The sequence below is a fragment of the Bradyrhizobium sp. BWA-3-5 genome, assembly GCF_032917985.1.
In the GTDB taxonomy this organism is placed as follows: domain Bacteria; phylum Pseudomonadota; class Alphaproteobacteria; order Rhizobiales; family Xanthobacteraceae; genus Bradyrhizobium.
This window is the reverse complement of the sequence record NZ_CP136626.1, coordinates 1057024-1068874: the sequence shown is the minus strand read 5'-3', so window position 1 is coordinate 1068874 and position 11851 is coordinate 1057024. Positions and strand designations below refer to the sequence as shown.

11 protein-coding genes are annotated in these 11851 nt (G+C 62.6%); 6 read left to right on the top strand and 5 right to left on the bottom strand.

Annotated elements, in window-relative coordinates; all coding sequences use genetic code 11:
* Positions 1-3: 3 nt before the first annotated feature.
* Positions 4-1443: a lipopolysaccharide biosynthesis protein gene (locus RX331_RS05130; RefSeq protein WP_317255548.1), complete on the top strand. Its 1440-nt coding sequence runs from the start codon at positions 4-6 to the stop codon at positions 1441-1443.
* A 20-nt stretch (positions 1444-1463) separates the two neighbouring features.
* Here RX331_RS05130 and RX331_RS05125 read toward each other — a convergent pair whose 3' ends face one another.
* On the bottom strand, positions 1464-2576 hold the full coding sequence (locus RX331_RS05125) for an endo-1,4-beta-xylanase (RefSeq protein WP_317255547.1): 1113 nt from the start codon (positions 2574-2576) through the stop codon (positions 1464-1466).
* 297 nt (positions 2577-2873) lie between these two features.
* Here RX331_RS05125 and RX331_RS05120 point away from each other — a divergent pair, with 297 nt between their 5' ends.
* From RX331_RS05120 to RX331_RS05105, 4 genes are read left to right on the top strand one after another with little or no spacing between them, the layout of a single operon-like run.
* Complete coding sequence (locus RX331_RS05120) at positions 2874-3575, top strand: WecB/TagA/CpsF family glycosyltransferase (protein WP_317255546.1); 702 nt, start codon at positions 2874-2876, stop codon at positions 3573-3575.
* Positions 3572-4849, top strand: coding sequence for a glycosyltransferase (locus RX331_RS05115; RefSeq protein WP_317255545.1), 1278 nt, complete (start codon positions 3572-3574; stop codon positions 4847-4849). Before RX331_RS05120 ends, RX331_RS05115 begins: the two co-directional genes overlap by 4 nt.
* Entirely contained in the window at positions 4812-6041 is a 1230-nt protein-coding gene (locus tag RX331_RS05110) for a glycosyltransferase family 4 protein (protein ID WP_317255544.1), read from the top strand. The genes RX331_RS05115 and RX331_RS05110 overlap by 38 nt, the downstream gene beginning before the upstream one ends.
* Positions 6038-6451, top strand: coding sequence for a hypothetical protein (locus tag RX331_RS05105; protein WP_317255543.1), 414 nt, complete (start codon positions 6038-6040; stop codon positions 6449-6451). Before RX331_RS05110 ends, RX331_RS05105 begins: the two co-directional genes overlap by 4 nt.
* Positions 6452-6472: 21 nt before the next feature.
* Here RX331_RS05105 and RX331_RS05100 read toward each other — a convergent pair whose 3' ends face one another.
* The 3 genes from RX331_RS05100 to RX331_RS05090 form a co-directional block, all read right to left on the bottom strand.
* Entirely contained in the window at positions 6473-7294 is an 822-nt protein-coding gene (locus RX331_RS05100; RefSeq protein WP_317255542.1) for a class I SAM-dependent methyltransferase, read from the bottom strand.
* A 416-nt stretch (positions 7295-7710) separates the two neighbouring features.
* Positions 7711-9825 (bottom strand): glycoside hydrolase family 113, encoded by a 2115-nt coding sequence (locus tag RX331_RS05095; RefSeq protein ID WP_317255541.1) that lies wholly within the window; start codon positions 9823-9825, stop codon positions 7711-7713.
* Positions 9826-9999: 174 nt separating this feature from the next.
* Positions 10000-10737, bottom strand: coding sequence for an SDR family oxidoreductase (locus tag RX331_RS05090; protein WP_317255540.1), 738 nt, complete (start codon positions 10735-10737; stop codon positions 10000-10002).
* 159 nt (positions 10738-10896) lie between these two features.
* Between RX331_RS05090 and RX331_RS05085 the strand changes: the two genes are divergently transcribed.
* The gene (locus RX331_RS05085; RefSeq protein WP_317255539.1) at positions 10897-11289 is read left to right on the top strand and encodes an HAD family hydrolase; all 393 of its coding nucleotides are present in this window, start codon (positions 10897-10899) and stop codon (positions 11287-11289) included.
* A gap of 318 nt (positions 11290-11607) precedes the next feature.
* On the opposite strand, the gene RX331_RS05080 is transcribed toward RX331_RS05085, so the two are convergent.
* A complete protein-coding gene (locus tag RX331_RS05080; protein ID WP_317255538.1) occupies positions 11608-11796 on the bottom strand; it encodes a hypothetical protein in 189 nt (62 codons plus the stop codon).
* Positions 11797-11851 lie beyond the last annotated feature (55 nt).

Sequence of the window (11851 nt, the reverse complement as noted above, 5' to 3'; positions counted from 1 at the left end):
CAAATGCTCCTAAAACACACCCTGCTCTATCTACCCGCGCAGTTCGTCGGACCGCTGTTCCAGCTGCTGGCCATGATCGTGTGGACGCACGTCGTCGACGAGCACACGCTCGGCATCATCACGCTGATCACCGCGACGCATGAACTGCTGCAAATCGGCTTCCTGGCTTGGTGGTCGCAATATGCGCTGCGTTTCCTCGGACGCTATCAGGACGCCAGCGACGCACCGCGCTTTTATCGTACCGAAAATGCGGTCCTGCTGGCCTCGGTCATGCTGCAAAGCGTTGTTGTCATCGGCATTCTACTTGTGGTCATCGCGCCCGGCGCCAGAACAGGCCTTGTGCTTGCCACCGTCGCCTATGTGATCACCCGCTCGCTCAACCTCTATATCGGCGAGCGAGCCCGCGCGCAGCAGCAGATCGCGGTCTACACGATCCAGCAGATTTTTGGTCCCTCCGCCGGGTTCATCGCCGGGCTCGCCTTGATCTGGGCATTCGGCCAGTCACCTGAGTGGCCGCTCGCCGGCTATGCCGTGGCGCAGCTCGCCGCCGTGTTGATCGTCCTGCCGGCAATCCGCTGCGGCTATCGGCTCTGGCCGGTCGACCGGGAGATCGTGGTCCACGCGCTGCGCTACGGCCTTCCGCTGATTGTCGGCGGTGCGCTCGGTTGGGTCGGGCTCAACGCGTCGCGCTTCATCGTCAACGAAATGTCCGGCGTTGCCGCCGCCGGCCTGTTCGCGGTCGGCTATGGCCTCGGCCAGCGGGCCGCGGCGGTCGCGGCCATGCTGGTCACAGCGGCGGCATTCCCGCTGGCGGTCAAGAGCATGGAGCATGGCGGCCAGCAGGCCGGCATGCAGCAGCTTGCCAATAACAGCGCCCTGCTTGTCGCCATCCTGGCGCCAAGCCTTGCCGGCATCGTCATGCTGCGGACGGAGATCGTGCATCTTCTGATCGCCGCTCCCTTTCAGGCGGTCACGCTCGCGGTCCTGCCGCTCTCGACGCTCGCCGGCGCGATCCGCAATTTGCGCGCCCATTTCGGCGATCAGGTCTTTCTGCTGCAGAACCGCACGCGCTGGATGATGGCTGTCGCAGCGATCGACGCAGCGACCACCGTGGTGCTGAGCACCCTGTTCCTGCCGCACTGGGGACTGCCCGGCGTCGCCGGCGCCACGGTGCTGGCGGCGCTCGCCGCGGCCGGCGTCAGTTTCTCGATCGGATTTACGCGCTTCGGCCTGCGCCTGCCGGTCGGCCATCTCATCCGCATCGCGCTCGCGACAATCGCGATGTCGGCCCTGCTGCGGATTTTTCCAGTGGCGCCGACAATTCCGACCATGGCCGTTCACATCGCTGCCGGCGCAGCCGGATATTTTGCGGCGCTCGCGGTGCTCTACGCACCGACGCTGCTGCGGATGCTCCGCCCACGCCCCCAGCACTCAGGGGCGTGAGCACTTTGGCCTTCTCGCGCCTATGACTTCCTGTTGTTTTCGAATGCGCGCGCCATCGCGAACCAGAGCGGCTTTTTCTGCATCGATGAATCGAATGGCAGCGGCCGCGGCAGCCGTTGCGCCAGCGGGTCCTTCTTCTTCGCCGCGTCGGTATAGAAAGAGTAGTTGTCTGCCAGTTCCCAGGCGATCACCACCTTGACCGCGGGAACGCGCAGCGCGTTGTTCAGATATTTCTCGGCCGTCTCGGCGATCATGGCATCGCGCGCCGCGACGTCATCGGGAAACGTGTCATCGCGCACGTCGAATTCAGTGAGATAAATATCGACGCCGCGCCCGGCGAGCGCATGCAGGAACTCGGCGAACCGTCCGGGGTCGTGCGGGTAGCGTGGTTGCAAATGGCTCTGCAATCCGACGGCATGCAGCGGCACGCCGGCCTGCTTGAGTTCGTCGACCAGTTGCAACAGGCCGCGGCGGACGGCGAGGCCGACATCGTCGTCACGCTCGCTCTGCGCCTCGTTGAGAACCAGTTTTGTCGTGCGATCGACCGACGCCACGCGCTCAAACGCACGACGCACGTAGCCGGTGCCGAACGTGTCGTACCACGGGCCGAGCCGGTAACCGCCGGGCGCCTTGTGCCCAGGCCAGAACGGTTCGTTGACGACATCCCATGAGTGCAGCTTGCCGACGTAGCGCGCCGCCACGTCCTCGACATAAGAGTCGAAAAATCTCTCGCGCTCGGCGTTGCTCAGAGTCTTGATCCATTGCGGAACCCATTCGTTCCAGATCAGACAATGACCGCGCATTGGGATCCTGTTGGCTGCACAAAATTGCAGCAGGCGATCTGCACTTTCAAATCGCTTCGGTCCGGGTTGCGGCGCGATGGTTCCCATCTTCATCGCAATGTCGGTTGTCACGATGCGAGTTTGCGTCTGATAGAGCTCGCGATAGGCACGGTCCTTGTCGATGACAGGGCCCGCCGCCGCGCCGAACACAATTCCGTTCTTCGCTGCGATGGCGCCAAGGCTTTGTGTTTGACTCTGTGTTGGCTGCGCGGCGAGTGCGCTGCTGTTGTGTGACGCAACGCTTGCGCCCGCGATGAGCGCGAGCGCACTTCGCCTCGACCACTCCTGCATAGCTGATCTCCATCATGTGAACGCTTCGTCGTTATGTCTCGTCATTCGCAACGCGACATCGCCATCGTTGCGTCGCATTAGTTCGATTTCGTGACGAATGCTGGTTGAGGAGTTCACGATGCAGTTCCCGTCGCAAGCAACGGGCCTGTCGATTGGTCCCCGCGCACACAGTCTCGCGCCCACATCACCAACAAGGAGGTCAACGTGTCGGAACCACCGCCGCAGTTGCAGCCCAGCCTCACTGTCGATGGAATTATCATCAATGTTCCATCTCTTCCGGAAGCGGTCTCGTCGATCGTGTCAGCCGCGCAACAGAGTGACAACTTCAGCGTCTGCACACTCAATCTCGATCACGTCGTTCAATTGCAGCAGCACGCCAATTTTCGCGCAGCCTATCGTCGCGCCCGATTCGTTACGGCGGATGGGTTCCCCATCGTCGTGCTGAGCCGTCTCCTGGGCACGCGTATCGAGCGAACGACCGGCGCCGATCTCGTCGAGCCGGTCTGTGCGGAAGCACGAAAGAAGGGACTCTCCGTCTTTTTGTTGGGCTCGAACGATCGCACGCTGCAAGTGACGGCGCATCGTTTGTCGGAGCGATTCAAGGGATTGCAGATCGCAGGACGTCTTGCGCCCGGACCTGGGTTTGATCCCTACTCCAGCGAAGCCGATGCCGCGATCGAGCGCATTCGCGATTCCGGCGCAAGATTGTGTTTCGTCGCACTGGGCGCACCGCGGCAAGAACTGTTCGCGGCACGATGCCTCGACGAGTTGAATGGAACCGGCGTGCTGTGCATCGGCGCCGCACTGGATTTCATCGCGGGCACACAGAGCCGCGCACCGTCGATTGCGCGCAAGACAGGCCTTGAATGGGCATGGCGCATGCTGCGCGAACCGCGCCGGCTCGGCCCCCGCTACGTCAAGTGCATGACGGTCGTTCCGCGTCTCGTTGCACGAACCATTCCGCAAATCGTCCAGGCACGCATGAGGAAAGCGGCATGACTTCAACTTTGACCCTGGCGCTACGCGCGCGAAACGCCAACCGGATTAAGCCACGCTATCAGATCTGCCTGATCCACCCCTTCGATCCCCGTGGAGAGAAGGTAGGCGGCCTCGAAACATACATCCGCGATTTCATCACCTTCCATCCTGTCGACACCGACATTCTCTTCATCGGCGTCGATTCGACGGGTGAGCTGGAGCTCGGACAGCTTCATCGGCTGACATTCCGCGGCCGCGGCTTCGACTTCCTGCCGATCCTGCACTATTCGGACCAGCAAGCGCGCGAGGCGGCACGCACCATCCGTTCGTCGCTGACCGGACAGTTCTTCGTGGCATTGCTTCGCCATTTCGGCACGATCGCAAAATTGATCCGCGCCCGACGATGCTCGGTCGACTTGCGGCGGGTCGAATTTTCATGGCTGCCGGCGATCCTGCGACTTCCCTTCGTGCAGATGCTTCACGGCGAGGGCGCGCCGAAACTGCAGATGGATTCGCTGTTGCGGAAATATGCCTTCGTCCACAACACCGGCGAGCGCTTTGCGGTGGCCATGAGCGAGAAATTCCTCTGCGTCAATCCGTTCATCACCGAGCGGCTGCAGCAGACCTATCCGCGCCGCCGGTACAAGATCGACACGCTGTGGACCTGGGTCAACACCGATATCTTCAAGCCGCAGGTCTGGCCGCTGCAGTCTTCGCCATTCCAGATCGTGTTCGCGGGCCGGCTCGACGAGTTCAAGGACCCGCCGCTGATGTTCCGCACGATCGATCGGCTCAGGCAGCGATTGAACGGCGAGGTGCGCTTTCATTATATCGGCACCAGCGATCCGCACCGGTTCGAAGAGTTTGCGGCGATCGAGGAAATCACCGTGCGCCACGGCTTCAAGGATGCCGCGGGCATGGCAGAGACGCTGGCAGCCGCGCATGCCGGCATCCTGACGTCGGAGTTCGAAGGCATGCCGCGTTGCGTGCTCGAAACGCTGGCAGTCGGACGTCCCGTCGTCGCCATGCATCTGCCGCAGCTTGAACCCGTCATCCGCCCCGGTGTCAGCGGCTATCTGGTGGCGCGCGACGGCAGCCGCGACGAGATGGCGGAGGCGCTCGTCCAGCGGTTTATCGATGTGAGGGACGGCATCGAGATGGGAGCGATAAATCCGGTGCGCGTCGCCGAGGCCATCAGGGATTTCACCCCAACCACGCAGCTTGCGCGAGTCTATCGCTACCACCAGGAGATTCAGGATGCGCGCGGCCTTGCCGCGGCGGCGCCGATCTGTTGAGGGCGCCGGCTTGAACATCCTGCTGCTGACGAGCGAGTTCGCTCCCGCGATGGGAGGCATTGGGACCTACGCCCGCGAAATTGCCGCGGCCGCGAGCCGGCTCGGCGCCGAGGTCACCGTGATAGCGCCCGATTACGCCCGGCAGACCGACGCGGCCGACCGCTCCCTGCCCTTCGAGGTCGTCAGGTTTTCCGGCGGCCTCCATTCCATGCGCGACTTGCCGCGCAAGATCCTGCTGGCGCGCCGCAGCGTACGCCGGCGCAATTACGATGTGGTCCACGCCGCCGACTGGCCGTTCTTCGTTCCACTTGCGCTTTCGAGATGGCGGACGCCGGCGCGCGTCCTGATGACGGTGCACGGCACCGAGATCAACGAAACGCAAACGCCGCTGAAGCGCTTGGCGATCCGCGGCGCCGGCGTATTCGGGCCGCGGACGGAAGTCGTCGCCAACAGCCGCTTTACCGAGGCGCTGTTCCGCGAGCGCTTCGCTGTCAGCCCGGGCAAGATCAGCGCAATCAATCTCGGCGTATCGGAATTCTGGTTCGGCGGGCAAAGGACACGCCGCGAGATTCGCCTTGCTCATCGCCTGCCCGAGGACCGGGTGGTGATGGTCACGGTGGCACGGATCACGCGCCGCAAGGGCCATCATCTGACGCTCGCCGCGCTTGCGAAACTTCCGGAGAATGTGCGCAGCCGCATCACCTGGCTGGTGATCGGCCCCGGTGGCGAAGCCGACTATGTCGCCGAGTTGCGGCAGTCTGCCGCCCAACTGGCCTGCGACATTCGTTTCCTGGGGGCGCAAACCAACGAGGAGATCCGCGATCTCTATATGGCTGCGGACTTCTTCTGCCTGACGGGTCTGCCCGACACGACCGGCCGCGTCGAGGGATTCGGGCTCGTCTATCTCGAGGCCGGAGCCGCCGGTTTGCCGAGCGTTGCGAGCGAGGTTGGTGGGGTGCCGGATGCCGTGCTCGCCGACGAGACCGGCATTCTGGTGCCGCCGTCGACGGAGAATATTTCTGAAGCGATCGCGGAGCTGGCGTCCGATCGCGGCCTGCGCGCCATCCTTGGCGCAGGCGCGTCCATCCATGCCCGCGCGCTCTCGTGGGAGCAATGCGCCGCGACAACCTATGGGCTAGCCTATCCGGACAGGCAGACGGCCGCGGACCGCGCGGTCGGGCTATCGGCATGAAGCTGATGATCGCAACCACGATGCTGCTGGCGCTCGCGACCGGCGCCGCGCGCGCCGATAGCGAGAACTGCCGCAAGAGCCGGGAATATCTTCTCGGCACGCCCGGCGGCGATCAATCGATGACACCGCAGGCCTATAACGACCTGTTCAAGACCTGCATCGCGGCCTCAGCCATGCCCAACGTGAAGGAGGCCTACATGCTGAGGGACGGCGGCATCGCCGTCGTCCCCAAGCAGGACAGCGTTTCGGCCACGGCCTCCACCCTCGCGCAGTTCTGCGATGCCTATCCGCGTGGCGTGCTGCGATTCATCACCCGCAAGGAAAAACTCACCATCCGGTCGGTCGCCAATGTCGCGCAGATGTCGTCGACATCATCGACACCGTGCAGGAAGATCAAGGGCCTTTCGTAAGGCCCACGCGCTTCGAAAGATTCATTTTTGCCGGTTGTAATAGTCCGGCATGGCGTGGGGGTCCATCGCCTGCTCGGAGCGGCGACCTAGGAAGAAGAAGCCACTGGCGGCATCCGCGGCAGCCCGGCCGCGGCCGAACGCATCGAGATATCTGATCCAGAAGAACGGCAGTACGATCAGGCGCGACAGCTTGTTGCCCGCGCCGAGCGCGCGCGAGAAATAGCGGATCGACCATGCCAGCGCCACCCCGGCGCCACCAACCGGGCCGGCGTCGAGCTCGGAGAACCGCCTGAACAGCCAGCGGTGACCGCTCTGCGTGAATCGCGAGAAGTCATAGGCCTGCTCATGCACCTGCTGCATGAACGGCGTCTCCGCGTAGACGAGTCCCTCCATCCGGAGGACCCGATGCAGCTCGGCCACGACGGTTGCCGGTTCCAGCACGTGTTCCAACACCGCCTGCACCCAGACGCCGTCGAATACGCCGTCCTCGAACGGCAGGCGGTGGGCATCGGCAACCAGCACGGTGTGCGGCGAGGCGTAGACATCCGTACCGACCAACTCGATGGAATCGTCGCGATAAAGTTCTTCCGCGCCCAGTCCAATCGTTCCGCCACCGATCACCAGCACGACCGGCCGCCGCGACTCGCGTTTCAACCGATCGATGAACTTCGCGCAGTTGGAAACCGCCACCCGATTGCCCCCAAAGGTAAGGCGATGCAGCCGCGAGCCAAGGGAACGGCGGCCAATATCCCGCTGCAACGCCGAGCCGTTCTCGGACTCATATAATCCGCGCTCAAAAATGCTGGCAGCGAAATCGATCAGAACTGGCTGCGTGCCGGCCATTGGGAACCCTGTCTTGCTGTAATCGCAAGCGCGATTAGAGCAGGACGGCCGCGACCACGCGTTCCGCAGCGGTGACGAACAGCGGGGACAGCGAAGACACCTTTTCCAATGCGCAGGTTCCGTATTCGCTACCGAGTGATCGACGGCAGAAAGCTGCAAAGAAGGACCTCGTATGTGATTTCTGCCCTGCCCGCCTCCGGTTCGCGATTGATGCTATTTCGGATGCGGTGACAGCGCAACGATGGGGGTGGAACAATTCGGCTGGTAATTTGGACGTCGCGGGCGGCTGCCGCCGGATGCCCCCTGAAGGCACACGAAAACCCAACGCCCGAACCGGCCATACTGTTTCGAGCAAATTTCAGGATTTCTCGGGCACGCGTTCCAGCTGGCCGGGTCGGCCTCGCCCAGCCAGCACCTCAGGCGAAGAGCAGATGATCTGACGTCAGGAAGCTGGCGACGCTAGACGTCATTGATGCATCATGACCGGGGTCGACGACGGCCTGATGTGCTGCGATATGGCCAGGCGGATGCACGGCGTCGGCAATGATCGTGGGTTCGATCCTGAAATCGCTCGCTGCGCCGTGCCCAGGCATCTCGCGGAATATAAATGCGTCGCGGCCGGCGCCGCTCGCCAACGGCTCGACGACCGCGTCGGCCATCGCAAACGAAGAGAGAGCCGGCGCGTCGTCATGGCGAAGCGATTGGTCGGGGGCCTTGCTGGCATTGTCGATCGCCAGTGCCCGGGGCATGCCGCCGGACCGGACTGCCAGATCGCGGACGTCGATCGTGACATCCGCGAACCGCAGGAACTCCAACTTCGTGAGATGGTCACTGCCGTCACGCCCTGCGGTCCGGTCATGCACCACGATCCGGCCATCGACGTTCGCAATGTCGTAGTCGCGGATATTGCCGGTGAAGATGGCTGTGTCGATACCCTCCCCGCCGTCGATGATGTCGTCGCCGATGCCGCCGGTGATGAGATCGTTACCCGCACCGCCATCGATCACATCGTCGTCCGTCGATGCGCCAAGGAACCAATCCTGATGATTGGCGGTGTCGACGTGGATGTTGCGGACGTAAAGGTCGAACGTGCCAGGTGAGCTTGCATTGGCGGCATCGCCGGGGGCGACGGCAACGCCGTTGATCTCGAAATCCTTGATATGCAGCGCGCGGCCGGGCGTGGCATTCGCCAGCGAGATATCGATGCTGGTGATGACGTCCGGATTCGCAAAGCTCACTGTGAAGGTCTGGTAACCGGAAGGGTCCGACGCGGGCTTGAATTCCAGCAAACCGGACACCGGCTTGCCGTTGACCAGGATCTGCGCCTGCGCGCCGACGCCTCCGACGACTGAGCCATAGCCGACCAGGGTGACGGTCGTGACGGCCAATTTTCCGGCAGCCGCCGGCCCGCCCACAACCACATCGTCGCCGACGCCGCCGCTGATGATGTCGTCGCCGAGACCGCCGCTGATGGTGTCGTCACCCCGGCCGAGGTCGATGACGTCGGCGGCCGCCGATCCCGTCATGGCAAGATCGGGCACGAGGCCGCCGCCATGAAAATACTGCGAGACGATTGTCTCGGCCGGTTTTCCCATCACCGAATAGCCGGTGCTCGAATATTTATTGCTGAGATCCCACTGCCAGAGCTCGGCGCCTTTCAGCCAGCTGCCGCCATGGGCGGACCAGACCTGGAAGAAGGCGTTGTAGGCATCCGCCTGCTCCATCACGTCGGCCGTGCCGCTTCCGGTCCATGACCCCGGCGCGATCGCGGTGCCGTCGACGCTGCGATAGCCGACCTCCGTCATCAACAGCGGCTTGCCGTATTGGAGCGCGAGCGAATGAAGAAATTCGACCGGCGATTTGTAGTCGAAGGCCGCCGCGTAGTAGGGATTGAACGGAACGGAGGTCCAGGCGTCGACCAGATCCTGCATGGTCGGCGTCGTGCTGGCTGTCAGCGGCGGATAGGTGTTGACGCCGATGGTGTCGAGCTGGTCCCAGAAGCCGACATGAATGGCTTCGTCGGTCGCCGCGGCATAGGTCAGTTCGCCACGATAGACCTCGCGGACCGCGGCGATGAGATCGACCCAGTAGGAGCGATACGCCGCGCCGGAAAGGCTGCTCATCTCGTTGCCGATCGCGAACGTCTCGACGCCGCCGGCCTGCGCGACGGTGGCGAGATGGACGATCTCGGTCTTGTAGGAGGCGAAGAATGCCGCGACATCCGATGGCGCCAGGCTCGATACCCTGGTTCCGTTCAACGCCGAGAGCGCCGCCTTGAACAGCACCGACAGACCGGCATCATGCGCGGCCTGAAAGCCGGTGAGCAGGCTGGCGTCGCTCTCGGTCTTGGCGGGTTCGGCAAAGACCGCGTTGGAGCTTCCGCTGTCGGTCCAGATCCGCGCCGTCAGCTCGACCGAATTGGATCCGAGCGAGGCGATCGATTGAAAGGCCTGTTTGGCTGAAGCGCTGGAGAATTGTCCGTTCCATTCGGACAACGCACCGAAGCCTTGTACGTCGAAAAGATTTGCCACACGCGCCCCCGTCTCCGTTCGACGGATAGCGCGAGGGATTAACGTTCAGCTTAATGACGCTGCGGGTTCTGCTCCCTTCGCGAAGAATTTTCGCGCGCGAGCTTCGCCGGCTGCACCTGCCTATCGCAGTTCCGGGCGCGGGAACTTTTTAAGCAGTACGTTGGCGGCCACGCTTCACCACGGCTCCTTGAATGGCCGGATCTCCATTTCGAAAGTCCAGGCGCTGCGCGGCTGCTGATAGAGCTGCCAATAGGACTCCGCGACCGATGCCGGCGGCATCAGCGCATCGGGATCCCTGAGCGCGTCAGGTCCATGGGCCTCGATCCGCCGTTGACGGACCCACTCGGTATCGACGCCGGAATCGATGATCAGGTGAGCGACATGAATGTTCTTCGGCCCGAGTTCGCGCGCCATCGCCTGCGCCACCGCGCGAAGCCCGAATTTGGCGCTGGCAAAGGCCGCATAGCCGCGCCCGCCGCGCAGGCTGGCGGTGGCACCGGTGAAGAAGATGTTGCCCTGCCCGCGCGGCAGCATCAGGCGCGCGGCCTCGCGTCCCGCCAGAAAGCCGGAATAGCAGGCCATCTCCCAGACCTTGCGAAACACCCGCTCGGTGGTCTCGAGGATCGGGAAGTTGACGTTGGCGCCGACATTGAAGATGCAGACTTCCAGCGGCGCTTCCTTGTCGGCATCATTGAGGAAGGCGGTGATTTCCTCTTCCTTGCGCGCATCAAGCGAGCGCGCGAAGATCGTGCCGCCGGCGGCCTGCACCTCGTTCACCAGCGGGGCCAGCTTGTCGCCGTTGCGGCGCCCGGCGAGGACCGTAAAGCCCTCGGCGGCGAATTTCTTGGCAATCTCGGCGCCGATATAATCTCCCGCACCGATGATCGCCGCGGTCGCGTTTCGCTTGGCCATGGATTCTCCCCTGTTCGCCACGCGGACAGATGCGATTGGCAAACGTCGTCCCCATCCGCTGCTTACGCAGTGCCCGAATGACCGCCTGAGTGGCGCCGGTTCAACAAAACTATAGTTCCAAAAAAGAACTGTCAATGGATGATGGGCGACATATAATCGTTGAAGGACCGGATCGAGCGGAAGTCGACTCTTTTATGTTGGCTCAGTTCCGGTATTCCAGCCTTGGTATCAAGCGCCAGATTTTCACAACTAGCTGCGCATCTGCGCGAGGTAAAACAATTTGCCGTGCAGTTTGACGTGTTGGTCACTTCGGAGCAAACCAAATCCTACAAGCCCAACCGAGCGATTTTTGACCGAGCCGTCGAGCTGATCGGCGAGCATCCCAGCAGGACTATCCATATAGCCGAGGCGCGCTGCGAAGCTTCGCCTGTCCGCGCACTCGGGATGCAAAGCATTTGGGTCAATAGGTCTCAGCGATCTGATGATGGAAGTAACGCACAACCAAATGCCGTCGTTGCGAATTTGACCCAAATAACTGAAGCGATCTGGTAGACGGCTTTAATTCACAAGCGGCGGTCCGGCCGCTCAAAGGCAGTCGGCTGCGGGTCTCAAGCGGACTTTGGCTGGCGCTAGCTCAGATCAGCTGTGGACCAAATGCCAGACAAACGCCACCACTAAGGTGTTCGAGGGAGGTGAGGCAAGAGAAGCCGCTGGCCGAAACGGATAAAGCATTGGCAGAGCGGAAGCGAGTCGCCGACGCTTCTAAGCGAACTATGAGCGGCTAAGGGCCGAACGGCTTGCCAAGCCCTCGTAGAAGGTCTCCGGTGCCACTGGGGCGCCTTTTGCGAGGAACGCTCCGCCCCGTCACATTCACCCTTTTTGCTTTTCTTCTGCGCTTTTTCCATCGGAGCTTTTAGAGCGTTCTTCGAAGCGATCAGCGCCCTTAGCTAGATCGTGCCCTGTCTTGCTCTCGGTTTTCGCTTCTTCTTTAGCAGTCGCCTCGCGCAAGTCTTCAGCCGCCCGTTCCCCCGCTTTTGATGATTTTCGTTCGTCTTCCATTTGAATGCTCCTTACCTGAGAAAGACGCGTCACCAGGAATAGGTCTAGCCCGGCT